This is a genomic window from Acaryochloris thomasi RCC1774, assembly GCF_003231495.1.
GTDB lineage: Bacteria > Cyanobacteriota > Cyanobacteriia > Thermosynechococcales > Thermosynechococcaceae > RCC1774.
In genome coordinates, this window is record NZ_PQWO01000010.1 from 119,619 (window position 1) to 142,876 (window position 23,258).

24 protein-coding genes are annotated in these 23,258 nt (G+C 51.8%); 9 read left to right on the forward strand and 15 right to left on the reverse strand.

The window, feature by feature from the left end:
• Positions 1 to 13: 13 nt before the first annotated feature.
• On the forward strand, positions 14 to 3,535 hold the full coding sequence (locus C1752_RS16065) for a WD40 domain-containing protein (RefSeq protein WP_110987072.1): 3,522 nt from the start codon (positions 14 to 16) through the stop codon (positions 3,533 to 3,535).
• A 42-nt stretch (positions 3,536 to 3,577) separates the two neighbouring features.
• Positions 3,578 to 4,699: a trypsin-like peptidase domain-containing protein gene (locus tag C1752_RS16070; RefSeq protein WP_110987073.1), complete on the forward strand. Its 1,122-nt coding sequence runs from the start codon at positions 3,578 to 3,580 to the stop codon at positions 4,697 to 4,699.
• 57 nt (positions 4,700 to 4,756) lie between these two features.
• Here the strand turns inward: C1752_RS16070 and C1752_RS16075 are convergent, their stop codons facing one another.
• On the reverse strand, positions 4,757 to 5,395 hold the full coding sequence (locus tag C1752_RS16075) for a CPP1-like family protein (RefSeq protein WP_110987074.1): 639 nt from the start codon (positions 5,393 to 5,395) through the stop codon (positions 4,757 to 4,759).
• A 298-nt stretch (positions 5,396 to 5,693) separates the two neighbouring features.
• Positions 5,694 to 6,056 (reverse strand): DUF3465 domain-containing protein, encoded by a 363-nt coding sequence (locus tag C1752_RS16080; protein ID WP_370664154.1) that lies wholly within the window; start codon positions 6,054 to 6,056, stop codon positions 5,694 to 5,696.
• An 87-nt stretch (positions 6,057 to 6,143) separates the two neighbouring features.
• Here C1752_RS16080 and pyrC point away from each other — a divergent pair, with 87 nt between their 5' ends.
• Together pyrC and C1752_RS16090 are read left to right on the forward strand one after the other, a co-directional pair.
• On the forward strand, positions 6,144 to 7,172 hold the full coding sequence (gene pyrC / locus C1752_RS16085) for a dihydroorotase (protein ID WP_110987076.1): 1,029 nt from the start codon (positions 6,144 to 6,146) through the stop codon (positions 7,170 to 7,172).
• Between the two features lie 624 nt (positions 7,173 to 7,796).
• The gene (locus tag C1752_RS16090; protein ID WP_110987077.1) at positions 7,797 to 8,768 is read left to right on the forward strand and encodes an integron integrase; all 972 of its coding nucleotides are present in this window, start codon (positions 7,797 to 7,799) and stop codon (positions 8,766 to 8,768) included.
• 152 nt (positions 8,769 to 8,920) lie between these two features.
• On the opposite strand, the gene C1752_RS16095 is transcribed toward C1752_RS16090, so the two are convergent.
• The 6 genes from C1752_RS16095 to C1752_RS16120 form a co-directional block, all read right to left on the reverse strand.
• Positions 8,921 to 9,112: a hypothetical protein gene (locus C1752_RS16095; RefSeq protein WP_110987078.1), complete on the reverse strand. Its 192-nt coding sequence runs from the start codon at positions 9,110 to 9,112 to the stop codon at positions 8,921 to 8,923.
• A gap of 98 nt (positions 9,113 to 9,210) precedes the next feature.
• A complete protein-coding gene (locus C1752_RS16100; RefSeq protein WP_110987079.1) occupies positions 9,211 to 9,510 on the reverse strand; it encodes a type II toxin-antitoxin system RelE/ParE family toxin in 300 nt (99 codons plus the stop codon).
• A complete protein-coding gene (locus tag C1752_RS16105) occupies positions 9,507 to 9,776 on the reverse strand; it encodes a ribbon-helix-helix domain-containing protein (RefSeq protein ID WP_110987080.1) in 270 nt (89 codons plus the stop codon). Before C1752_RS16105 ends, C1752_RS16100 begins: the two co-directional genes overlap by 4 nt.
• Positions 9,777 to 9,864: 88 nt before the next feature.
• The gene (locus C1752_RS16110; protein ID WP_110987081.1) at positions 9,865 to 12,048 is read right to left on the reverse strand and encodes an AAA family ATPase; all 2,184 of its coding nucleotides are present in this window, start codon (positions 12,046 to 12,048) and stop codon (positions 9,865 to 9,867) included.
• Positions 12,049 to 12,255: 207 nt separating this feature from the next.
• Positions 12,256 to 13,533 carry a S41 family peptidase gene (locus C1752_RS16115; protein WP_110987082.1) on the reverse strand — a complete coding sequence of 426 codons (1,278 nt, stop codon included), beginning with the start codon at positions 13,531 to 13,533 and terminating at the stop codon, positions 12,256 to 12,258.
• Between the two features lie 74 nt (positions 13,534 to 13,607).
• On the reverse strand, positions 13,608 to 13,976 hold the full coding sequence (locus C1752_RS16120) for a hypothetical protein (RefSeq protein ID WP_110987083.1): 369 nt from the start codon (positions 13,974 to 13,976) through the stop codon (positions 13,608 to 13,610).
• 107 nt (positions 13,977 to 14,083) lie between these two features.
• Here C1752_RS16120 and C1752_RS16125 point away from each other — a divergent pair, with 107 nt between their 5' ends.
• The gene (locus C1752_RS16125) at positions 14,084 to 14,971 is read left to right on the forward strand and encodes an SDR family oxidoreductase (RefSeq protein ID WP_110987084.1); all 888 of its coding nucleotides are present in this window, start codon (positions 14,084 to 14,086) and stop codon (positions 14,969 to 14,971) included.
• Between the two features lie 82 nt (positions 14,972 to 15,053).
• Here the strand turns inward: C1752_RS16125 and C1752_RS16130 are convergent, their stop codons facing one another.
• The 4 genes from C1752_RS16130 to C1752_RS16145 form a co-directional block, all read right to left on the reverse strand.
• Complete coding sequence (locus tag C1752_RS16130) at positions 15,054 to 15,317, reverse strand: hypothetical protein (protein WP_110987085.1); 264 nt, start codon at positions 15,315 to 15,317, stop codon at positions 15,054 to 15,056.
• 449 nt (positions 15,318 to 15,766) lie between these two features.
• Positions 15,767 to 16,222: a hypothetical protein gene (locus C1752_RS16135; RefSeq protein ID WP_110987086.1), complete on the reverse strand. Its 456-nt coding sequence runs from the start codon at positions 16,220 to 16,222 to the stop codon at positions 15,767 to 15,769.
• Between the two features lie 126 nt (positions 16,223 to 16,348).
• The gene (locus tag C1752_RS16140) at positions 16,349 to 17,695 is read right to left on the reverse strand and encodes a DUF3370 domain-containing protein (RefSeq protein ID WP_110987087.1); all 1,347 of its coding nucleotides are present in this window, start codon (positions 17,693 to 17,695) and stop codon (positions 16,349 to 16,351) included.
• Between the two features lie 465 nt (positions 17,696 to 18,160).
• Positions 18,161 to 18,742, reverse strand: a complete 582-nt coding sequence (locus tag C1752_RS16145; RefSeq protein ID WP_110987088.1) for a DUF2808 domain-containing protein — start codon at positions 18,740 to 18,742, stop codon at positions 18,161 to 18,163.
• 204 nt (positions 18,743 to 18,946) lie between these two features.
• Between C1752_RS16145 and C1752_RS16150 the strand changes: the two genes are divergently transcribed.
• Genes C1752_RS16150 through C1752_RS16160 form a run of 3 tightly spaced genes read left to right on the forward strand, consistent with a single transcriptional unit; the run spans position 18,947 to position 20,189 of the window.
• Positions 18,947 to 19,303 carry a hypothetical protein gene (locus tag C1752_RS16150; RefSeq protein ID WP_110987089.1) on the forward strand — a complete coding sequence of 119 codons (357 nt, stop codon included), beginning with the start codon at positions 18,947 to 18,949 and terminating at the stop codon, positions 19,301 to 19,303.
• A gap of 8 nt (positions 19,304 to 19,311) precedes the next feature.
• Positions 19,312 to 19,809 (forward strand): gamma-glutamylcyclotransferase family protein, encoded by a 498-nt coding sequence (locus tag C1752_RS16155; protein WP_110987090.1) that lies wholly within the window; start codon positions 19,312 to 19,314, stop codon positions 19,807 to 19,809.
• Positions 19,806 to 20,189, forward strand: coding sequence for a hypothetical protein (locus C1752_RS16160; protein WP_110987091.1), 384 nt, complete (start codon positions 19,806 to 19,808; stop codon positions 20,187 to 20,189). The genes C1752_RS16155 and C1752_RS16160 overlap by 4 nt, the downstream gene beginning before the upstream one ends.
• Positions 20,190 to 20,196: 7 nt before the next feature.
• Here the strand turns inward: C1752_RS16160 and C1752_RS16165 are convergent, their stop codons facing one another.
• The 3 genes from C1752_RS16165 to C1752_RS16175 are packed head-to-tail and all read right to left on the reverse strand — an operon-like array spanning position 20,197 to position 22,597.
• Complete coding sequence (locus C1752_RS16165) at positions 20,197 to 20,469, reverse strand: YciI family protein (RefSeq protein WP_110987092.1); 273 nt, start codon at positions 20,467 to 20,469, stop codon at positions 20,197 to 20,199.
• A 30-nt stretch (positions 20,470 to 20,499) separates the two neighbouring features.
• Positions 20,500 to 21,675 carry an alpha/beta hydrolase gene (locus C1752_RS16170; protein WP_233501642.1) on the reverse strand — a complete coding sequence of 392 codons (1,176 nt, stop codon included), beginning with the start codon at positions 21,673 to 21,675 and terminating at the stop codon, positions 20,500 to 20,502.
• 49 nt (positions 21,676 to 21,724) lie between these two features.
• Positions 21,725 to 22,597 carry an S-methyl-5'-thioadenosine phosphorylase gene (locus tag C1752_RS16175; protein WP_110987153.1) on the reverse strand — a complete coding sequence of 291 codons (873 nt, stop codon included), beginning with the start codon at positions 22,595 to 22,597 and terminating at the stop codon, positions 21,725 to 21,727.
• Between the two features lie 230 nt (positions 22,598 to 22,827).
• On the opposite strand from C1752_RS16175, the gene C1752_RS16180 reads away from it, so the two are divergent.
• Positions 22,828 to 23,145, forward strand: coding sequence for a hypothetical protein (locus C1752_RS16180; protein WP_110987093.1), 318 nt, complete (start codon positions 22,828 to 22,830; stop codon positions 23,143 to 23,145).
• Positions 23,146 to 23,258: the final 113 nt, after the last annotated feature.

Here is a 23,258-nt window from a genome sequence, read left to right on the forward strand (position 1 = left end):
ACGGGAGCCGCCGATGCAAACATTACCGGATCGTTACAAGGTAGGGGGCAGCCTGGGATTCAACCATCCCACCTACGTGGTTCGTCAGGCCGATACTGAGCTATTAACGGCGCTCAAGGCAGGCCAGTTTTGCTATGTTTTTAACTGCCGCCAGATGGGCAAGTCGAGCTTGCGGGTACAGGCGATGCACCAGCTTCGGGCGCTGGGCATGTGCTGTGTCTCTATCGATATGACGGTGATGGGGGGACAGGCCACGCCACAGCAGTGGTACGGCGGCGTGATGACGCAGCTTTGGCAGGGCCTACAGCTCACGCAAGACGTGAATCTTAAGAGTTGGTTGTTAGACCATGCCCACTTAAACCCGGTACAGCAGCTCAACCAGTTCCTAGAGGATGTGCTGCGGGTCTATTGCCCCGATCTGCAGATCTTTATCTTTCTCGATGAGATTGATAAGGTTTTGAGCCTTGACTTTTCTCTGGATGATTTCTTTGCCCTGATTCGCTCTTGCTATAACCAGCGGGCCGATGACCCTGCCTACGAGCGCCTGACCTTCGCTCTATTTGGCGTGGTGGCACCCGCTAATCTGATCCGAGATAAGGCTCAGACACTCTTTAATATTGGGCAAGCGATTGAATTGACGGGGTTTCAGTTTGCTGAAGCTCAGCCGCTGGCGCAGGGGTTAGAGAGCATTGCAGAGCGTCCGGGAGAGGTGCTGCAAGAGATTTTGGACTGGACCGGCGGTCAGCCTTTTTTAACGCAGAAGCTGTGCCAGGGCATTGCTCGAGCTGATCTTGAGATTAAAGCAGGGCAAGAAGCTGAGGCAGTGGAGCAGTTTGTGAGATCGCAAGTGATCACCCACTGGGAATCTCAAGATCAGCCGATTCACCTGCGAACCATCAGAGACCGCATCTGCCGCAACCCCCAGACCCTCGGCCAGCTTTTGGGCCTTTATCAAACCATTTGGCAGCAGGGACAGATGGCCATCGATAACAGTCCTGAGCAAAGTGAGCTACGTCTGTGCGGTCTCATCGTTCAGCACCAAGACCAGCTCCGTCTCTACAACCGCATTTACCGCGAGATCTTCAACCAGCAGTGGATTGACCTCACCTTCAGCCGCCTGCGCCCCTACGCCAGTGCGATCGCAAATTGGGAAGCCTCCCACCGCATTGACGAATCTCAACTTCTGCAGGGACAGGCCCTACAGAGCGCCCTGCAGTGGGCCACCGGCAGCAGCCTGAGCAGCCAGGACTATCAATTCTTAGCCGCCAGCCAAGCCTTAGATAACAGACTGGTTTTGGCTGCAGAACGCGAAGCGCGACAGGTTCAACTTCTAGAAACACAGCTAGCCGCCGAGAAAAACGCCAAGCAGCAGCTTGCCGATGCCTATAGAGAAGCCCAGCGACGGCTGCGGCTGGGGTCCGGTATTTTGGCGTTCTCTTTAATCGGGGCGATTGTCTCAACCGGCTGGCTCGGCTATAGCTGGCGACAGCAGCGTCAATCGCAGGCTCAGGCGCTAGAGTGGGCCGGCAAGAGCGCCCTAAAGCAATTTGAATTTAGTCAGATCGAGGCCCTAATTACAGCAATGGAGTCCAGTCAGGTCTTAACGACCCTTGTCTCAGCTCAGCAACTCCGCGAAGATTACCCCACCACATCACCCCTGACGGCCCTGCAGGAAATTCTGGACAAAATTGATGAGCGAAACCGCTTAGAAGGCCATGAAGCCAGCATCACTAGCATTCGATTTAGCCCCACCAAAGATCAGATTGCGACCGCCTCCCGAGACGGAACCATCAAGCTTTGGACTGTACAGGGCAAGGAAATAAACACGTTCAAGGGTCACCAAGGCGATGTCTACAGCGTCAATTTCCGTCCAGATGGGCAACAGTTGGTCACCGCCTCCAAAGATGGCTCGGTTAAGCTTTGGACGCTACGGGGGAAGAACCTGGCAACCTTTACAGGACATCAGGGCGACGTCTACAACGCCGTCTTTAGCCCCGACGGTCAACGCATCGCCACGGCCTCTCAGGACGGCACCGCCCGCCTCTGGACGCTACAGGGACAGGAACTCATACAGCTCAGTCACCCAGGCGACGTCTACAGCATTGCCTTTAGTCCTGATGGTGAAATACTAGCCACCACCTCACGGGATAAAACCGCGAAGCTGTGGACGCTTCAAGGCCTGGAACTCGCAACCCTCAGCGGCCACCAGGAACCCGTCTTTGACGTCAGCTTCAGCCCCGATGGCCAGTATATTGCGACGGCCTCCGGTGACACACAGGTGAAGCTCTGGTCCCCGCAAGGCAAGCTCATCAAGACGCTACAGGGACATCAGCGACCGGTCTACGACCTGAGCTTTAGTGCCGATGCTCAACGGTTGGCAACCACCTCCGGAGATCGCACCGTCAAGGTCTGGGACGTCCGTAATCCTAAGCAGGCAGTTCTACAAAGAACGCTGGCGGGTCATCGCGGGGCAGTCTATGCAGCGGAGTTCAGCCCTAAGGGGCAGGCCCTAGCAACCGCAGCCGATGATGAAACCATCGCTCACCTCTGGACGCTAAAGCAGCCCAACGAGCTACCCCGACAGGCAGATGCCCAACGCATTACCAGCCGAAGCCTTAGCCCAAACGGACAGTACATCCTCACGGCCCTAAAAGATGGAACGCTATTCCTCTCAGACCGCCAGGGCCGCAAGCTACGAACCTTTCCTCTTAAGTCAGAAGTGATGACCAGTCTGGCCTTTAGCCCTGACAGTCAAAAATTTGCGGCGGCTTCTAGACAGGGCACCGTCCGCATCTGGACGCTGAAGGGACGACAGCCCACCACATTTTTGGCCCACCCCGATACAATTTATCGTCTACAGTTCAGTCCAGATGGCTATCAACTGGCCACTGCTTCCAGAGACGGCACAGCTAAGCTATGGACGGCAGAAGGGCAGCAGCTCGCCTCCTTTGAAGGCCATCGCGCAGCGGTCTATGGCGTCAGCTTTAGCTCAGACGGGCAAAAAATTGCCACAGCTTCAGATGATGCCACCGCCAAGTTATGGACGGTTCAGGGTCAAGAGCTGGTAACGTTAACGGGGCATCATAGCGCAGTCCACGACGTTGGATTTGGCCCCCGAGGTCAGCGAATTGCCACGGCGGCAGGGGATGGCACAGCCAAGATTTGGACGGTCCAGGGCAAGCAGCTAGCCACGCTGAAGCATGAGTCTAGCCTCGTTTATCGGACGAGCTTTAGCCCCGATGGGCAGTATCTTGCCACCGGCACCAAGGATGGCACGCTCGAAATCTGGAACCGCCAAGGCAAGCTAAAAACGGCCTTCACAGGGCATCAAGATCTGATTCATAGCCTGCAGTTCCTCTCAAATCAAGAGCTACTGGCCATTGCCCAAAACGATCTGCAGGCGAAAGCTTGGCCCGTCGAAGAGACGACGCTAGAGCGGACTCAGTTGCTTCTCGGCCAAGGCTGCCAGTGGTTAGCAGACTATTTTGCCAGCCATCCCCAAGCGCGCCAAGAGATCTGTCGCTCAAGACAATGACCGCCCCAGGTTAGAGTGAAGACAGTTCTACCCCCGCCTCAGATGTTACGACCCCTGTCCCCCATACTTGCGATCGCACTTTTAGGACTGCAAGGCTGCACCGCAATTCAGCCGAGGAATAGCGAGTCTCCACTCCAGCCCGCGACGACAGCCCCACCCGCAGTCGATCTGCCCGCAGACAATGAAGACATCGTCAAAGTCGTCGATCAGGTCGGACCTGCCGTCGTTAGAATCAACGCTTCTCGCACCGTGGGTCAATCCGATCCCTTCTTTGAGCGGCCTCAAGAACGGACTGAGCGCGGCACAGGCTCAGGCTTTATTTTTGATTCTAAAGGGCTGATTTTGACCAATGCCCACGTCGTTGATCAGGCCGATCAGGTGTTTGTTGTCCTCAAAGACGGGCAGCAGTTTCAGGGCGAAGTCCTCGGGGCCGATCCCCTGACAGACGTAGCCGTTGTGAAAATTGACGCCCAAGATTTACCCGTCGCCAAACTTGGCAACTCAGAGAACCTCTTGCCAGGACAGTGGGCCATCGCCATTGGTAACCCCTTGGGGCTGAACAACACCGTCACCGTCGGCATCATCAGCGCCACCGGACGCTCCAGCGCCGCCATTGGTAGTCCTGACCAGCGGGTTGACTTTATTCAAACCGACGCCGCCATCAATCCCGGCAACTCAGGTGGCCCCCTCCTTGATCTCAGAGGAGAAGTCATTGGCGTCAATACAGCGATTATCAGTGGTGCCCAAGGCCTAGGGTTTGCGATTCCTGTCGCCGTCGCGAACCGAATTGCCCAACAGCTAATCGCAACCGGGAAAGCCCAGCATGCCTATCTTGGCATTCAGATGGCAAATCTATCTCCAGAACTGCGGGCGCGGCTGCAGGAGCAACAGCCTGATATCTCACTGCCCGATAGCAAAGGGGTTTTAGTGATGCAGACCGTTCCTAACTCGCCCGCTGAGCAAGCTGGGCTTGAGCCGGGCGATCTGATCACTCAAATAAACAAAACGCTCATCGAGGACAGCGAGCAGGTGCAGCAAGTCGTTGAGGGTACGGTTCCCGGCGATCTGCTTGAGATTGAAGTCAAACGCGAGAATCAAACGCAAGTGCTGCAAGCCAGGGTGGGTGAACTCAAACCGTCCAGCTTCGAGGAGCGAAATGAGTAGAAACCGGACCTTGCGAACGTATGCTCATTGCCTAGCATAGAGAGCTGGAGCCGCTCCCTAGCGGAGGAAACTACTCACCAACCAAAATATAAACAGAACGGCCACGGTAATCACGGCATCGTCTTGAGCCGCTCCCGCAAGCAGGCCACTTTGATGGAAGCCCTGCAGGAATGCAGCTCCAATTAGTCCGCCAATGACCAATGCGGCGAGGGAGAGCAGCACCGCCCGTCCCAGCTTCTGTTCTTTGCGGTTGAGCCAATAGAGATTGATACCAAAGCCAATGGCGAGCAAGAACTGTAGAACGCTAGGGCTGGCCGCACCGTTCTGCTGAGCCAAGACGCCCACGAGGCCGAGAGCCGCGTAGGTACCGCCCAGTATCGAAATTTCTCGGGTGTTGGGGGTATCCATCGTCCGCTGCATCCAGGACGATGACGGGTTCACTCTGGGCAGTGACAGTTTCGGCTGCTTATCCGTGAGCCGCTCTGCAAACCGGATCCCTTCTGGAACCTTTATTTTGCCTTCTTGGCGCTTACGCAGTCGATCCATAAGAATGGCGTCGTAGGCCACCTCAACCTGCGCTCGGTTCCGCTCATCGTCTTGATAGACTTTGAACATGCGATCGCGGGCGGATTGGATATCGTCGAAGGTTGCATCTTCTGCAACTTCGAGCTGCTCGTAGGGGGTCTGCTCGCTCATGCGTTTAATTTATGATTGTCTTTACAGCTTAGCTTGATGATCGATTTTAAGTAATTCTACTGGCTTTGAAAAGCCGCCCTGCTACGCTCTGCCTTAAAGAAAATTAATGGTTTTCCCGCTGCCTAGCGCGATGGCTTGAACGATTGCGCATCCGTAATTGACCGCTTCTGGAATATACGATCGGGCAGTTCTTGAGGGTGGGCGATTTGAACCCGGCGTAGACAGATCCCAAAACATTGGTGCGAAAAGGCTGTTAGAGACGTATTGGAAATCCAGGAGATTTACAACTTGGGTGTGACTACTGGTAAACCTTGCCGTTGTGCTTGATCCATCCGCCAATATGGCGTTTGGTTGGGTCTTGGTGAGTCCAATGGATGACACCCCATTCAGGATTCCATTCGTATTCACCATAGAATTCGACATAGTCACCGAGCTGGACGGATTTTACCCTGGGAGCAAGGTCACTGTTGTGGGCAATCAGCAGGGTTTTTCCTGAACTGAGTTGCACAATAAATCGCTGGTGTCGACTGCCTTCGAGATCATCTGGAAGCAGCTTGACTATATTGCCGTGACTCTTGACCTGGAGATCACTGATCTGATTTGTAAACGCATCTTCTAGCTGTCGTACACTGTCATCCATTGCAGCTGAGGTTCCTGAGATACAAGCAAATGAGTACACATTCACAGCTTCGCAGATATTGGATTATTCTCAGCCGCCGATAGTTTTGAGTTACTTTACGATTAAAGAATGCAACAAATCACCATAACCCAACCCGACGACTGGCATCTACATGTACGTGATGGTGAAGTGCTGAAGGCGGTTTTGCCGCACACGGTGCGTCAGTTCTCGCGCGCTATCATCATGCCAAATTTGAAGCCCCCCGTGCGCTCGGTAGAAGACGCGGCGGCCTATCGAGATCGGATTATCGCAGCGATTCCGGCTGGCAGACAGTTTGAGCCTTTGATGACTCTCTATCTCACCGATAACACTAGCCCTGAAGATATTATCGCGGCCAAAGCGTCCCAGTTTGTTAAGGCAGTCAAGTACTATCCAGCCGGGGCTACGACCAATTCAGATTTTGGGGTAACGGATATTCGGAGATGCGATCGCATCTTCAAAACAATGCAGGAGGTAGACATGCCTCTATTGCTCCACGGGGAAGTAACCGATCAAGATATTGATGTGTTCGATCGTGAGAAAGTCTTTATCGAGAAATATTTGATTCCTCTCAAACAGCGATTTCCTAACCTGCGGATCGTGCTGGAGCACATCACCACCTCAGATGCGGTGGAGTTTGTCCTGGCTGCGGACAACGTGGCTGCAACAATCACACCACAACACCTATTGTTTAACCGCAACGTTCTGTTTAAAGGGGGAATTCGACCCCATTTTTATTGCTTGCCCATATTAAAGGCTGAAGAGCATCGTCAAGCAATTTTGCAAGCTGCGACTTCTGGCAGTCCTAAGTTTTTTCTGGGGACTGATAGTGCCCCTCATGCTCGCAACAGCAAAGAAACGTCCTGTGGCTGTGCGGGTTGCTTTTCAGCTCTACATGCACTGGAGCTATACGCAGAAGCTTTTGAGCGTGCTGATGCACTGGATAAACTTGAAGCTTTCGCCAGCTTCTATGGGCCAGATTTTTATCAGCTCCCACGCAATAATGAACAGGTTACTTTGACCAAATCGACTTGGCGTATTCCTGATGAAGTGCCGCTTATTAAATCTGAACTCGTGCCCTTGTGGGCAGGGCATGAGATAACGTGGAAAATGGTTTGATACTGATTCAGAACGGCTCACGGTAACATCGGCACCAAACAACTGAGTCTGCACTTGCTTAGCTCGTTAAGAGCAAACAACTTTCTACGGTGCAAAGAATTTTTCTTGAGAAGGATAACGGCTCGGCCATCAGGGGCGCGAGCAAAAACATTTAAAGAGTAACGAGTTGCTTCAGCCGAGCGTCCTTTGCATGGGCTGGTTAGACACAACTAGCACTGATAGCAGACTCTTTTGGATCATAACTGACCCACCCAAAACAAGCCCACTTCGCAATAGAAATTCAAAGCGTAACGCGCCTCAACCGAAACACTCAGCAATTGAAACTCAGAGAATTAAAGCGAAGCCACCGAATGCTTGAAAGCGAGACTGGGATTTGGATGAAGGTTTAGGAGTCTAACTACTTATTATACGGAATTAATCCTGATATACAGTCCCAATAGGTTTTTATATGGATTGTATTCCACATATCATGTCACCACAGGTGTTTATACGGAAAATTTTCTGTATATCATCCCGATTTCAGGATCTTATACGGAAAAAATCCGTATATATCCTCGTGTTCTTTAGGATCGGTTTTTCTATGATTGATATCGAGTCGATTATCAATTGGAAGTCCTGCTCCTTATGGAAGCTCGCCCAAAAAAGCTGCTTGACCAAGTTCGCGACCGACTTCGCGTCAAACACTATGCCTATAAAACGGAAGAGTGCTACGTCAACTGGATTCGTCGCTTTATTCTCTTTCACAACAAGCAGCACCCTAATATGATGGGGCCTGTTGAAGTCGAAGCCTTTCTAACTCACCTAGCCGTACATGACCATGTGGCGGCGTCCACTCAAAATCAGGCGCTGAGTGCCTTGCTCTTTCTCTATCGAGATGTTCTACATCGAGATCTAGGAGAAAACATTAATGCCATTCGAGCCAAGCGTTCCCAACATTTACCAACAGTGCTAACGCCAGACGAGGCTCTTGCTGTCATTGCTCAACTCTCAGGCGTTTATCGATTGGTTGCTCAACTACTGTACGGTAGCGGTCTACGATTAAAAGAGGCTTTGAGGCTAAGGGTTAAAGACCTAGATTTTTCTCAGAACCAGATCTCAGTTAGAGAGGCAAAAGGGAGCAAAAGTCGGTTCACTATGCTACCCGTCTGTATCGCAGATCCTCTGAAAGAACATTTACAAGGTGTGAAACGCTTGCATCAGCAAGATCTCGAACAAGGATATGGTTCTGTTTATTTACCCTATGCGCTAGAACGCAAATACCCCGATGCAGATCGTCAATGGATCTGGCAATACGTTTTCCCTTCGAGTCAGCGCTCAATCGATCCTCGCAGTCAAATGACTCGCCGACACCATCTCAATGAGAGTAGTCAGCAAAAAGCTGTCAAACAGGCAGCTCGAAAAACAGGCATCAATAAGCGAATCAGTTGCCATACCTTTCGACACAGCTTTGCAACTCATTTGCTCCAAAATAACTATGACATTCGTACTGTTCAAGAATTGCTCGGTCACAAGGATGTCAAAACGACTATGATTTATACCCATGTTCTCAACAAAGGAGGAAAAGGTGTTCTCAGTCCTCTCGATGCCTGTGCTTAGCATTCAGAGAGACAGCAGAAATATCGGTCATCTGAGCGTTCCAGATGATGTGCTTGAGGAGCTGTTGGGGCGTTTGCGATCGCAACGCATGCAAGTGTCCTTGGAAGCGCAAGACAGCCAAAAAATATCGTCACAAGCAGAGCAAGGTGAACCTACTCAACCAGGCAGTCAGCTTGAACAACCCGTTTGATATCTGCAGTCGTTAATCCATCAGCTTGAATACAGCTTGGCCTTTGAGTCAGTTCTAGCAAAACCTGTGTTTTCGTTTCTCCAGGCTCCAACGCATCAAATAACGCCCAGAGTGCTTCTTCCGGTAACTCAGTCAAATTAAGAGTGGCTGTCATTGTTATCTTCCTCTTGAGGTTGATAAGTAAAGATTCGGCGAACGCTTCTTTGATTGCAATGATGGAACATGAGAATCAGCTAAGTAAAACAATCAAAACTAATTATCAAATAGAGCTGATAAGTCACGATAACCACTGACGACCCTCAAGATCTCAATATCTTCGCCGATTGGCATGTATAGAATCAGATAACGTTCAAGGGAAAGGCTGCGCAAGTTAGGCAAAATTTCATTCCGCTGCCGCCCCAGGCTTGGGAATTGAGTGATTTTTATAAACTTGTCATTCAACTTTGCTAAAAACTGTTCGGCTCGGTCTAGATTGGACTGCTGTGCGATGTAATCTGCAATCTGCTCAATATCTTTAACGGCAGGCTCAGTTAGGCGAAATTGAGGAGTCACGTGTTACTTGACTCACGGCGGTCTCGTAAGTTAGCTCGAACCTGAGACATAGCGGTAGGACCATCTATGGTCTGCCCCTGCTGAGATGCTTCCCAACCGATCATGGCATCTTGCTGTAGCTCACCTAAACGCCCTTGATAGATATCTTCCTGCTGTTGTAGCAGTTCAACTGCAGCGAGGATCAGATCCTCAACACTTTGATATTTATCACTGTTCAGTTGGCGCTGAACGAAAGCTTCAATCTCTGGAGGAAAGGCAAGTTGCATCAATACGACTCGGGTAAACGGGCTATTTTTTGATCCAGTAAAGTACTTAGCTATTATAGCTATCCCGTAACTGTTGAGAAGTAGCTCATCATGCTGAATGAAAAGCCGAAATGTAGGCGATCTGAGTCTTCCAGGTGATGGTTTGGTTGAGGAGCTGTTGGGTCATTTGAGATCGCACCTCTCCCACTTCCCCCTCCGACAAATGCACCAACAAGCGGTCCCGATAAGACAACCGCTCCGATGTCGAAGAAAACCACCGCTCCAAAAGCTGCGCTGTCACGTATAAATCAAAGCTACTTTCTTCTAAAATTACTTCTACCTGTAGCCCCAACTCCTCAAAAAGCTGCTCTACCCCCCCAGGATTTGCAGCCAAATCTCCCACATCATAAAGACATTCCTCCGCCGCCACCCAGCGATCGTAGAGTCCCGGCTCATTGGGCAAATCCACCAAGTCATACAGTCGCTGACTCTGACTGGGAACGTTCTCAGCCAAAATGATTCTTCCCGTTGGCTGTAGTAAAGAGACTAACTGCGCCGCAATCTCTGACTGCTGCTCATGCCCCATCAACACATTGCGCCCCACAATCGCATCAAAGGGCTGATCCTGAAGTGTCTTTTGCAGATCGAGCAGTGCCGTTTGTACAACGATGGGCCGCTGCAGCTCGGGCAACTTTGTGGCCTGGGTCTTCAAATCCTGCGCCGCTTGTAGATCTGCAACACAAGCATAAACGCTGCCTTCTGGCACTTGGCGCAGGGCTTCCCAAGTTAGGAGTCCGGTTCTGGCCTGCAGGTCTAACACCACGTGATGTCGCTGAAGTTTTGTTAGAGAGAAAATGCGATCGCGTATCTCCCCTGCATGGTTTCCAGCCTGCCCAATTGTTCGCTGCAGCCACCGATCCTGAGCATGATTGACGGGGCTGTAGCTCACCACATCCGCCATCGACTCACCACTATCAAGCTGAGCCTCCCGCCTTCGTGAAACCTGCGCTGCAATTTCAGCTTCCCAACCTTGATCAGAGGGCTGATAAAAAACCTGCCCCTGGAGGTTATTGGGCAAATATTGCTGGGCGACCCAGTGATCGCGGTAGGCATGGGGATATTTATAGTTGGCACCGTGGCCGAACTGTTTGCTGTCCCGACTCCCATCCTTCAGCGGATTGGGCACCTCCATTTCCCGTTCTTTCTCCACCGCAGAAAGCGCATCAAAGTAGCCCAAGACGCTATTAGATTTTGGGGCTGCAGCTAAATACAAAGCCGCCTGAGCCAAAGGATATTGGCCCTCCGGCAAACCCACGCGATCAAAGGCTTGAGCACAGGCCATCACCACCCCCACCGCCTGCGGATCGGCCAGTCCCACATCTTCGCTAGCAAAAATCACCATCCGGCGAAAGATAAATCGCGGATCTTCTCCGGCATAGACCATCCGCGCTAGCCAGTAGATCGCTGCGTCGGGGTCAGACCCGCGCATACTTTTGATGAAGGCGCTGATCGTGTCGAAGTGAGCGTCGCCTTCTTTGTCGTACAAAATTGCCCGTCGTTGTATAGATGCCTCTGCGATCGCAAGTGTAATTGCGATCGTACCTGTCACGTCTGGCTCCGTCGTCTCCACCGCTAGCTCCAGCGCATTCAGCAAAGCACGAGCATCGCCATTGGCAATATTGATCAAATGCACCAGGGCTTCAGGTTCCAGCTCAATCGTTTTTTTGCCGTACCCCTGCTCTTGATCCGCCAAAGCCCGATGCACAACCTGCCTTAGGTCGTCCGGAGCCAGTGGCTTGAGCTGGAAAATACGAGAGCGACTAACTAAAGCTTTATTGACCTCAAAGTAAGGATTCTCCGTCGTTGCCCCAATCAAAATCAGCGTTCCGTTTTCGACCCAGGGCAGCAGAGCATCTTGCTGAGCCTTGTTAAACCGGTGGACCTCATCTACGAAAAGAATCGTGCGTTGACTGCGCTGCCCTCGCAGGTGTTGCGCGGTATCAACGGCTTCACGAATAGCTTTAACGCCAGCCAGCACCGCGTTGATCGAAATGAAGTGAGCCAGCGTCGTGTTGGCAATAATCCGGGCCAGCGTCGTTTTCCCGGTGCCAGGGGGGCCATAAAAGATTAGGGATGAAAGCTGATCGGCTTGAATCGCCCGCCGCAATAACCGACCTGGCCCCACAATGGCAGACTGCCCTACAAATTCATCTAGTGTATGCGGGCGCAATCGCGCGGCAAGGGGGGCTTCAGATTCAATGAGCTGCTGGCGCTGGTGATCAAACAAATCCATTACAGGAACCTTGGGAAGGAGATGCTGGACACCGCAGAACAGACAGTTCTGGAAACTCGCCCATTCACGACAAGATCATTGCCGACGACAAATCTGCGGCTAGGTTGAAGGTCTCTGCCTCAATATCTCACGGGCATGTCAAGAGTCCCTATTTTCCGCATTACGCTTTCCGCAACGACCCGGTCTCTTCTCTATCAAGAACTCAAACTACTGACTTTGGCCGACCACTTCCAGCACAGCCTCAATCGCTCGGTCTTTCTGAGGATCTGTACCTTGGGCATAGGGCACCGAAAACGGAACGTCGATATCGGGAGCAACGCCAACCCCCTCAAGACGCTGATCTCCATCAAGATAGATATCTTGAACCGCCACGTATAAGAGACTCCCGTCCTCCATTGCAAACAGAGTTCCGGCAACAACTGCGCCGGTTGTTCGAGCGCCGACCACAGGTCCGATCCCATGCTTGCGAAACCCATAGGCAAGAATTTCCTTGCCGCTGCGACTCCCTTCATTGACCAGCAGCACCACGGGTTTACTCCAAGCCGAATTCCAGGTTGAAGAAGGGCGGTTACGGCTAGAGCCAGTCAGTGGGATGTTGCGAGGATTGTAGATATTGAGATACTCAGGCGAAGCACCTCCCCATCCATCTCTGACATCCAGAATAAAGGCATCTGTATTTTTCAAGCGACCATAGAATAACTCTTCTTCTAACTTTTCCTGAAATTGATCACCCGCATAAGACCAGATATGGACATAGCCAATTTTCTGTCCTGCTTGCTCAATGACTTGAATGCTGGCGTCCATAGCGTCCAAAAACATAGTGATACCGTCAAACAGCTTGGGCTTAACGGTAACTTCTATTTGGCTATCGACTGTCGGGGTCCGCTGAATCAAAATTTTGACGGGTTGATCGACCTGATCCGCAAAAGACCGAATGGGATGGAAAGGCTGTCCCCCCACACTGAGGATGCGATCGCCCACCCGTAGATCTACGTTCGAGGCAGGGCTGCCATCAAGAATTCCACTGATGAAGATATTACCGTTCTGCTGTTGAGTAAAGATTCCAATACCGCTGTATTGAGGTTTGTCATCCGCTAGAAAAGGTCGTAGCTTCTGCTGCAATTTAGAGCTCCTCGGCAGAAAAACGCCTGCGAGTTGGTAATACTTTGGATCATCGGGGATATAGAAATGGGTATGCGAAGTTTGTAGCTCAGAGAGCATTTGATTAATGATCGGTGCCAGCTCAGACTGAGATTGAGCTTGCTTAGCCTGAGATTTATACTTTTTGCGGATGTCTTTCCAGTTGACGCCGTTGAAATTGGGGTCAAAAAAATGATCGTTGACGGTTTCCCAAACCTGCTCAAATGTATCGATTTGCGTTTGTCCGGCCGTGGGCAAGAGCGCTCCTGAGAGCAGCAATATGAAAGCGCTCATCAACGCAATAAAGATGAGACGGATATGATGCATTCGGTTAAGTTTCTGCATGTCCAAGTCTCAGAACTCTATCTAGTGAACCGACACAGACTAAAGAGACCACAACAACTGCAAAGAGAGAAGCGCTAACGGTGCACTAACTTTGCATAGGCGGAGCGAGAGACTGCAACACAGGGCATGAGTACCTGTAACAGACTGGTCTGATGACTGATGGCCCAGCTATTGATCGCCAAACACACAACCGCCACAATCGACAAAATGTACGTGGGCACCATGATTACACCAATAATCCACCAGCTCCAAACATGGAAGATCATGAAGCTAGCGGTGAGACTGGCTAAGCCTGCAGTCAAGTAGAGATGCTGGCGCGGATGCCTAGCCCCCACATGATAGAGACTCGTAAAGGTCATCAATAGCGAGAAAGGTACGAGAACGCCACAGATCGAAAGGCAGTGGGCGTAGGAAAAGTTAAGCAGAGACGTGAAGATACTCATGAGCAAGAGTTTGCCACAGATTCTTTTGGAGATGCTTTGAATATCGCAAAAATTAAAGGTCTGCTCTGATCCCTTAAGCTAAAAGCAACGCTATTCTTCGACGAATCATGTCATCCATCAATGCTCCTGTAGTGTTGATCACCGGATGCTCTTCAGGCATCGGACGGGCCTTAGCCCTTGAATTCTGGCAGCAAGGTTACTGTGTCTATGCCACCGCTCGGCGGGTGGATGCGATCGCATCTCTCCAACAGCCCGGTCTCAACATTGCCCAGCTCGACGTCACAGACACCTCTCAAATCACCCACTGCCTGAGGGAGATCGGGGATCAGGCTGGCAAAATCGATTTGCTGATCAATAACGCCGGTTACGCCGCCGTCGGTCCCTTGCTTGAAATGCCACAGAGCGAAGTCCAGGCTCAGTTCGCCACCAATGTTTTTGCACCGCTAGCGCTGATTCAGCAGGTCGCGGCTCACATGATTGAACAAGGCAGCGGCACGATCGTTAACATTGGCAGCGCTTCCGGGATTCTAGTGACGCCCTTCGCCGGAGCTTATTGCGCGTCTAAGGCCGCACTTCATGCTCTATCAGAAGCATTGCGCATCGAACTAGCTCCCTTCAATATTCGCGTTGTCCTAGTGCAAACCGGCGCAATTCAGTCCAACATTGGCAATGCCGCAACAGAGCGACTGGCAAATACGCTAGCAAAGCCCTCACGCTATGAGACCATCATGGACAAGATTCGAGCGCGGGCGATGGCTTCTCAGCAAAATGCCACATCGACAGAGACCTATGCTCAGCAACTTGTTAACGATCTGTCAAAAGAACAGATCCCAGCCTGGATTGTGCTCGGTCACCATAGCCGTTGGCTTGCGTTCCTGCGCCGGTGGCTACCGCAAAAGCTTCGAGACCAAATTTTGATCACTAAATTTGGCCTGAACCTGCTCCACCCCTCGCCACCAAGGCAGCAAAAAAGCCCAGACAACGATCGCCCCTGAGCCTTTTTGTTTTTAAGAAATACCAACCTCTATCGCCAAGCTTCCACAAAATCATGCAGCCTTTGAAGAAAGCGCTGCTAGCTTATAAAGCCTCAGCGAGAACCTTCTCTGGAGCCTGGATCGGTAGCTCGGGCACGGCCTCGTGAACTGCATCCTGCCACTGTAGCGGCAGCCTCTCTTCCAACTGATCCCAAGATGTTGTGAAGCTGGGGATCATTAGAGGACAGGGCTTCCAGTCTCCTCGAACATGAACATCAAGCCGTTGGCAAATTCCACCGCGTCGCCCCTCATGGTGAAAGTGTTTGCAGTGCCGACAGGCCAAAGCTGATGTATTTTTATTTTTCATAAGATGATATTAAAAAGGATTCACTGACATCCTCAGAGATTTAATGACTCATCTGGTCATTATCAAACTTTCCTTATAACGCCCAAGTAACTTTGAATATTTAAACTAAGGATGACTTGCCTTTAATCTTAACGATCCCAGCTTGGCTCTTTTGGCCTCTTGCACAACTCTGCAACATCGAAGGAGAGAGTTTTTTAGCAATCCCCTATACCGCGAGAGGGTTCAGACTTTCTTTAGAATCATGTAACTGAACATTGCCTATTGTTACGGAATATTTGATTCTCTAATTTAATGTTGGAGGTTAGCGTCAGCCTGCTTGTTTTTGGGAACCCTACAGCCGAGAAAGTAGAGTAATCATCATCCGACTTTTAGGTATGCCTGTGATCTGATCCCCGAAGGTGAAAGATAGAGAGTCGTTCTTCCTCCCTTCACCTCATGTGGGGGCTGCGCTATCCCAGATAGGTCTGCCAAGCAGCACGAAGGCTACGTTGATCTAGCTCGGGAATCCAGTCTTCGATAATGGTCTCCAGCAGGGAAGTTCCACCCAGTTGATAGAGGAGTTTGCCACTTGACTGAGCCACCCTTGTTTTAGATGCGATCGCATCATTCTCTGCCTGTTGATAGGCTGAGCGTTGTTCACCAACTGAGCACCGAGCATCTTCCGCCAGGCTCAGATACAGCAGCTTAAGAATCACCTTGCTGGCAAAGATCGCGTCGAAGGCCATCAGGTCCGCGTGGGGCAACAAATTAGGCGTAAAACCAGACTGATAGCGTTTAAGCACTCTACTGGCCCGAACTCTAGCGACGTAATCTCGCTGCTGCTCTCCCGGCGAGGAGGAATGATCATCGCCAAGGATTTCTACCGCAGCCTCAAGCGGAGCCAGCGACTCTTCTGAGTTTGACATCTTGAACTACTCTCCTTAAGCGGTGGTCTCTACCCACAGGCCCATTGGAGACACACCCTTACTCGTCAGCATAACTCACGGTTCAAGCGTGCATTCGGTTCAGACAGTCCTGGGTTTCAGCAAACGTTAGGGAGCCATCGTCTCGACCGTCAGCACCTGGGGCGGTGTGGCATCAGGGGGATATAGAAAGTCAACTTGAACCAGCTTTGTTGACTGAGGATCGAGCTTCATGGTGGCGAGGGGATCGCCCTGCTGCCCGCGAAATTGAACGAGGTGAACATACCTTGTCCGTGGACTCCCCTGATCGTCTTGATAGCGAACCCGTACAGTTCCCCGGAAAAAGACGCGCTCTGTGGGGTTATCAAAAAACTGTAGATTGCCTGTTTTATCATCATTTTTGAGAGCTGTCTGCAGCTTAACCGTCGCCGTTTGGGGCTGACTGGTGGGGTTATGGAGCGGCAGGCTCAAGCTGTACTGAATGCCGTAATTGCCGTGGGCGGCATAGGCAGTATCCGGGTAGCGAACCAGCATTGGCGCACTCTGAACCTGACCGGTGCCGAAGGTGCCGTTATCCACGCTGCTAACGACGTAGGAGAAAGCTTTGCCCGGGTCTGGAATGTTGAGCTTGAAGCCGTCGGCATCGGCCAGTTGCGATCGCCAAACCGAGCCACGGGCCACTCCGGCCACACGACTATAGATTACCGGTCGCGCCCCAGTGGGAGTGGGCGTTTTGTCTCTAGGCCCTGAAAGTTGACCGGATTCTAAAAGCTTTTCCCATTCTTCTAGGGTCGGGGCGCGTTCAGCACCTGCGGCATCGGTGCGCGCAAACATCGCCAGACTGGCCGCGTAGACATTGCCCGAACTCCGCAATCTTGCCAGCGTTGAGCGACCATTAATCGGGGGATCAAGCTCACGTACCGGAATCGGAATGTTCAGTAGCATTCGGCTTTCTCCGGCGGGGATCGTCAACTGTGCAGGCCAGCTTTCCTGTCGCTGGCCGCGCAGAACAGTATCAGTAGCGCGGCCCCCTGGGCCGGCATAGACTTTCCCGTCAGGATTCTCGGAGACAGCCGGTAGTTCGATAAAGGGAGCGTCGGGCTGACTGAGGTAGCTAGCCGCCTGCAGCACGTCCACTCGTACTTCTTGAGGGCCTGGATTATGAAGGAGCACGCCCATATAGAGCGTCTTCAAATCATCGGGGCCCGTAGCTTTGGCAATATGATGGGTAAAAACATCGAACCGCCCGCCTAAAAGCTGGTTGAGGTGAGCGGCGGGCACGGCTTTATCGGTGCCGGGGAAGGTTGAGAGTAAAATGCCTTCGGTCTGCACGACTTCAGGACTGTTGCTGTTGAAGACTAATACATTGTCTAAGCCACCGGTTAACGGTCGCACCTCTTGGGGTTGAACGATAACTTCAGGTTGGGGGGCGGGGGCTGATTGGGCAATCAACAGAGCAGACAGAACCGGCAGCATATGCTTTTAATGACCAACAACAATTTAGGAGATTATCACGATGGGGAACGCTTCAGCATTCTAAGACCTATGATGTCTCTCACAGTTCCTGTCCGTTCTAGAACCGTTTTTGCTATTGGATTGGATTTGATGGCAAAACTTTAAAAAGCAAAAAGCCCTTGGGCGTCTTTCCTTGTTTCGACTCCAAGAGCTGTTTTGCTAATCACTCCTCACATTCACAAATGTAGTGGTTGCCACTACGCTTATGCGGTTACTTAGTGACACTTCGTTGAGTGTCCACCGTTGAAAGCTGAATTTTGCACAAAAAAAAGCTCTCGGGCGTCTTTCCTTGTTTCGACTCCAAGAGCTTCTTTATAAATCACTCCTCACACCTAATAATCTACAGGGGAGTAGGGAGAAGGTTGCGATCGCAAGTGCCACTTTCTGAACTGTCAGCCCAGAGCTGATCCCACCCTCACACCTTATTTACCAAGCAGAGTGAAACCGAAAGTTATCGTAGAAATGGAGCCGCCCAAACCCGAGAAACTGTCCCTGACTTTTCTCTCCTGCTGGGAACGCCGTCACCCCAAATAAATAGACACCATCGGTGTAGGGATTCCGGCGCGGACGCAGACCCACCACCAACGTCTCACCCGGCGCAATGGGTGGATCGAACCAAACTGAGACCCTCCCCTGCTCATCAATCTGAACATCGCTGGGGATCACAGGCTGCCGCCGCCGCTGGTCGGCAAATGCCCGTGTTCGTTGGGGCAAAAATTTAACTCGATTTAGCCCTTCCCGCTGCTCAAACATAACCCGCTGCAGCGGTTCGCCTGCATCATCAGGAACACTGAGCGTGAAGTAGTAGGTAGCTCCAAAGTCACCTGCATCTTTATTCGTGGTGCGGGCCTGCAACAGACGCGGAACCCCAACAAAATGCACCGTACCGTCAGCCAGTTGGACAGCCTGTGTCGCAGAGGGAACAAACGCCGCCAGACTCGCCACCAAACTCCCGAAAATTCTTGCCTTTACAGCCATAGCAACCCCGCTTTTGACTTCCGTCGTCATTCTTACTTTTCTCCATCCTAACCATTGAGAATCTTGATGGCCGCCGCTTAGAAGCATCAACGATCTCTGACAAAATCGACAATTCCCGGTTCTGTTGCCAGAATAGAGACGATCCAAGTTACAGTGAATTCACTGTTGAGGCGAGCAACCCGGCACGCATGTGGCCAGCTTTTGCACCCAGAACTACATAGATATACCTAGATCATGTCAGATTCCCCTACTCGCAGTCCCCTGGCAACGCTGCTCACCCAGCTCACCGCAACAAATCAAGAGCTATCTCAGTCCCTAGCTCGCCTAGCCCAGACAACAGAGCGTTTATCCCAGAACCTAGATTGGGTCGACGGTCGCATCACAATCCTTGATGAAGATCAGCATCGTTTGGCCGAGCCTGAAGCCACGCTGACTCAGGCCATTCAAGAAGCAGGTCCCGATTTGATGGCAACCCTAATGATGCAGCGCTCTCAGCTGCAGCTGCAGTCTCGGTCCTTAAGCCACAATTTTCAGCAAGATTGGCTCCAACATGGCTCCCGTAAAGGCCAGCCCAAGCCTCAATCAGACTAGCCTCAACCGTGCTCTATTTCGCCTATGGCTCTAACATGCTGACGGCACGGCTGCAGCAGCGTGTTCCTTCCGCCACAGCCGTGACAAGCGGCCACATTGAGCGACAGCATCTTGTCTTCAATAAGCTGGGCAAAGACGGCTCCGGTAAAGCCAATATTGAACCTCACCCCCACCAGCGCGTGTACGGCGTAGTCTATCGGATGGATCCTTGTGAGCTGGGGCCACTGGATCAAGCCGAAAGTCTCGGCGTTGGCTATGAACACCACCGAGTCACTGTTCAATCGGCTCTGGGAGAACAAGAAATATTGACCTATCGCGCAATCAAGCTGGCCACAGGGCTAAAGCCCTACAGATGGTATCTGGACTTGATGCTCTCCGGTGCGATGACCCATGGACTTCCCCCCGACTATATTGCGGCCTTGGCCACCTGCCCAGCAGCTTTAGATCCTGATTCTGAGCGTCGACGACGACACCACTCTCTCTTAAATATGAGCATCACAGCATGACTGAACTCCCTCAAAATCACATTGAGCGCGTTGACCTAACCCTAGAGGTTGTGACCCAGGCACAACTCGAGTTTGCGACGTCTTTACGGAAGCTGACGCAGCGTATAGAAGGCGTAACCGGGCAAATGGACCGGATGGTCGGGCAGGTCGATCAGGTGATCACTCATGTCGGGACTCTTGCCGACTCACAGCGAACGTTGATCGAGAACCAAAGAGCATTACTTGAAAGCCAGCAATCTTTAGCGACCAGTATGGGACAGCTTGCAAGCACGGTTATCCCTCGACTGCAGGAAAATCAAGCATCAACAGGGGCCGCCATTGAGCGCCTTGATCGCATTCTGGACTATCTACTGCGCCACGATTCTGTCTGTGAAGAGTAGGCGATCTTCACGGATTCTGATTAACCTGCACCCACTCATGCAGATCATAGTCAACGCAGCCATGAACCACGAGGGGATCTTGCTTAACGAGAGATTCCGCTGCTTGCCGGGAGTCAGCTTCAAACAACAGCATCCCCCCAGCGCTGTTGCGCCAGTATCCCGTTTGCGCCTGATGTCCTCGCTCCACTAGTGCCTGGACGTATTCAAGGTGAGCCGGTACATGACAATCAAAGGTTTGTTTATCGACAATTCCCCGCTCAATTTTGACGAACCAGGGCATAGGCTTCACTTATAACGGCACTACTCTATCTTAGGACCGGCTGTCCCTCAGAAATTGGTCAATCTCCTGACGCCAAAGGTCTGGATCAACGGTCACCAGTAGCTGATGCCCTGCAGTCGGAAAGACAACGCGCTGTGTGGGTCCGCGAAACTGTTTCTGTAGCGCTTCAATCTCGGCAAGTGTTGTCCACGGATCTTGCTGCCCTTGAAGAATGAGGCTTGGAGCGGTGATCTGCTTGGCGTAGGTAATTGGGTCATGGGTGAAGCCATTAAAGCCCTGCTGGATGCCGCCCCAGAACACTAATAGCTCAGCCATCGGAGAAGTGGGCAGCGGAAACAGGGATAATCGACTTCTGATAGCCTGAGTCAAACGGCTAAAGGGTAGCTCCAGAATGATGGCAGCGGGTTGGACCTTGTGGGTTGCGATGACCTCCGGTCGGCCTGTCTCTGAGAAAGGAGCTTCACTAACGGCCATCGCCCGTAAAATGGCGGCAGTCCCCATCGATACGCCGTATAAAATCAGCGGCTGCGGCAGATTGAGCTGCTGCGCCTGCTGTAGGGCTAGAGCAACATCTTCAGCCTCCCAAAAACCCACGCTCGTCTTGTAGCCGCTGGAGCCACCCGCCCCTCGAAAATCAACGAGCAAGCAACTGTAACCGAGGTCATGGAAAACCTGCGCAGGGGGTAGTAGCTGTCCTCCTTTGGTTCCATGATTGCCGGGGAACAGTAAAACCGTTCCCTGAGGCTGTGGATTGGGAATCAGCCAAGTCTCTATCCATTCGGCTTTGTTAACGCGAATGCGATGCGAGGTATAGGCCAGTCCGAGATCGGTCGGTTGTCGAGAACTCTGAGGTTTGGGCCTGCCCAGCCCCCATTGCCCCGGCGTTGGAGAGTGGGTCAAGGCATAGGCTCCCGTAAAAGCCACCATGTTGAGGCCGATAAAAACAATGCAAACCACCCCGACAATCTGTTTCTTTGTGGGGCGACCGCAGAGCCAGCCACTCACCCCACAGATCAGGCCACTGATCGCAAGAAAAACGCCAAACGGGCGCAGCGGCAGTTGCAAAATCGGGAACATGCCAAGCCAATAGCTGACCAGCGCTATCACAATGAGCGTCAACCAAAGAAGTAAGGCAATCTTCCCAGCTTTGATTAGCTGCCTGGACGGCAAGGATTTACGACGAGGCAACGGAACTGGAGACGGCATGAAACGTAGTCAGGAGAATCTGAGAGCAGGTTAGCCTAACGAGAGAATGCTACAGATATTTTTTCAGCAGTGCCGCTAGCTTCTGTTTAGTAGCTTCTGGGATTTGATCCATGGGCGTAAAAATGGCGCTCTTTAAGGCGCGATGGGCTTTAGAATCCGGCGGATTTTTGCTGAGTCGCTCCACGGTGGACTGGATGACGAGCTGAGCATTTTTAGCGTTGAGCTGCAGGTTGCCAATAATCATCTCAACGGTGACGCTGTCGTGTTCAGGGTGCCAGCAGTCGTAGTCGGTGACCAGCGCTAAGGTGGCATAGGCTATTTCGGCTTCACGGGCCAGCTTCGCTTCGGTGAGGTTGGTCATGCCGATCACAGTGCCGCCCCAGCTTCTGTAAAGGTTTGACTCTGCTTTGGTCGAGAAGGCGGGGCCTTCTATACAAATGTAGGTACCGCTGCGGTGCAGGGTGACGTCGGGGAGATTTAAAGATGCGATCGCATCTCCCAAAACCCCAGCTAGGGACGGACAAATCGGATCGCCAAACCCAATGTGAGCCACAATTCCATCACCGAAGAACGTCGCCTCTCGGTCCTTCGTGCGATCAATAAACTGATCGGGCACCACCATATCCAGAGGTTTGGCTTCGGCCTGCAGAGAACCGACCGCCGAGGCCGACAGCAAATACTCAACCCCCAGACTCTTCATGGCGTAGATATTGGCCCGAAAAGGTAGCTCAGAGGGCAGCAGATGGTGATTGCGGCCGTGGCGAGCGAGGAAGACAACGCGATGGCCGTCTAAGGTTCCCAGAATAAAGGCATCGGAGGGATCACCAAAGGGAGTTTCAATCTTAATTTCTTCAACATCAGTCAGCGCCTCCATTTTATAAAGGCCACTGCCGCCAATGATGCCAATTTTTGCCTCGGGCATTGCTTCTATCAATTGCTGTAGGTCTTTTGTAGTGTACTGACTTCGTTGGGCCATGACAAAGGATTGCCGCTCACGCTGTTTCTATTTGACGCGAAGCGTAGATTTATTGTGCCAATGGTCAATATTAAGAGCAAGCCACGATCGGAGCCGAGGGTAAACCCAGGCATTTGAATCGTCTCTGACAAAAGCCATACCGGTTTTGAAACCATCTTTTAGCTTTGGGAAGAATCATGACCTCACTGAAAAAAACTGTTTTGGGTTGCTTGGGTGTTGCGATCGCATCTAGCCTAACGCTTGCCTATTCCCCTGCATCAGCACAATCGAAGCCCCAGCAAGAGAAGGCTGCAGCCCTGGGTGGCCCACTTACCCCCTCCAATCCGGCTCTCTTTCAGGCACAGGCTGAGCCAACAGACTCCAGCATCAAGCTAGAAGAGAAAGAAAAAGCGCTGCAGTCCGGCAATACTTCTATGGATTGGCAGTCAGAACATTTAGACGAACAGCGTCAGTTTGACAGTAATTTTTCAATTATCAACGTCGATCTGAACTAGCTCTGTATCAGTGTAAGCAGTCAAAACAAATGCGGGGCATCGATTATCAGCACGCTCCGCCGATTGCCCATTGAGCAAAAGTTTGCCCGTGGCTTCAAATAATCTTCCACTGT

Excerpts from the sequence above, each read along its gene's own strand:
- C1752_RS16095 (WP_110987078.1), bottom strand. The coding sequence starts at position 9,112 with ATGACAGCCACTCTTAATTTGACTGAGTTACCGGAAGAAGCACTCTGG.
- C1752_RS16150 (WP_110987089.1), top strand. The coding sequence starts at position 18,947 with ATGTCAGATTCCCCTACTCGCAGTCCCCTGGCAACGCTGCTCACCCAG.
- C1752_RS16170 (WP_233501642.1), bottom strand. The coding sequence starts at position 21,675 with ATGCCGTCTCCAGTTCCGTTGCCTCGTCGTAAATCCTTGCCGTCCAGG.
- C1752_RS16165 (WP_110987092.1), bottom strand. The coding sequence starts at position 20,469 with ATGCCCTGGTTCGTCAAAATTGAGCGGGGAATTGTCGATAAACAAACC.
- C1752_RS16130 (WP_110987085.1), bottom strand. The coding sequence starts at position 15,317 with ATGAAAAATAAAAATACATCAGCTTTGGCCTGTCGGCACTGCAAACAC.
- C1752_RS16125 (WP_110987084.1), top strand. The coding sequence starts at position 14,084 with ATGTCATCCATCAATGCTCCTGTAGTGTTGATCACCGGATGCTCTTCA.
- C1752_RS16075 (WP_110987074.1), bottom strand. The coding sequence starts at position 5,395 with ATGAGCGAGCAGACCCCCTACGAGCAGCTCGAAGTTGCAGAAGATGCA.
- C1752_RS16090 (WP_110987077.1), top strand. The coding sequence starts at position 7,797 with ATGGAAGCTCGCCCAAAAAAGCTGCTTGACCAAGTTCGCGACCGACTT.
- C1752_RS16145 (WP_110987088.1), bottom strand. The coding sequence starts at position 18,742 with ATGACGACGGAAGTCAAAAGCGGGGTTGCTATGGCTGTAAAGGCAAGA.
- C1752_RS16160 (WP_110987091.1), top strand. The coding sequence starts at position 19,806 with ATGACTGAACTCCCTCAAAATCACATTGAGCGCGTTGACCTAACCCTA.
- C1752_RS16065 (WP_110987072.1), top strand. The coding sequence starts at position 14 with ATGCAAACATTACCGGATCGTTACAAGGTAGGGGGCAGCCTGGGATTC.
- C1752_RS16120 (WP_110987083.1), bottom strand. The coding sequence starts at position 13,976 with ATGAGTATCTTCACGTCTCTGCTTAACTTTTCCTACGCCCACTGCCTT.
- C1752_RS16140 (WP_110987087.1), bottom strand. The coding sequence starts at position 17,695 with ATGCTGCCGGTTCTGTCTGCTCTGTTGATTGCCCAATCAGCCCCCGCC.
- C1752_RS16110 (WP_110987081.1), bottom strand. The coding sequence starts at position 12,048 with ATGGATTTGTTTGATCACCAGCGCCAGCAGCTCATTGAATCTGAAGCC.
- C1752_RS16115 (WP_110987082.1), bottom strand. The coding sequence starts at position 13,533 with ATGCAGAAACTTAACCGAATGCATCATATCCGTCTCATCTTTATTGCG.
- C1752_RS16105 (WP_110987080.1), bottom strand. The coding sequence starts at position 9,776 with ATGCAACTTGCCTTTCCTCCAGAGATTGAAGCTTTCGTTCAGCGCCAA.
- C1752_RS16070 (WP_110987073.1), top strand. The coding sequence starts at position 3,578 with ATGTTACGACCCCTGTCCCCCATACTTGCGATCGCACTTTTAGGACTG.
- C1752_RS16175 (WP_110987153.1), bottom strand. The coding sequence starts at position 22,597 with ATGCCCGAGGCAAAAATTGGCATCATTGGCGGCAGTGGCCTTTATAAA.
- pyrC (WP_110987076.1), top strand. The coding sequence starts at position 6,144 with ATGCAACAAATCACCATAACCCAACCCGACGACTGGCATCTACATGTA.
- C1752_RS16180 (WP_110987093.1), top strand. The coding sequence starts at position 22,828 with ATGACCTCACTGAAAAAAACTGTTTTGGGTTGCTTGGGTGTTGCGATC.
- C1752_RS16135 (WP_110987086.1), bottom strand. The coding sequence starts at position 16,222 with ATGTCAAACTCAGAAGAGTCGCTGGCTCCGCTTGAGGCTGCGGTAGAA.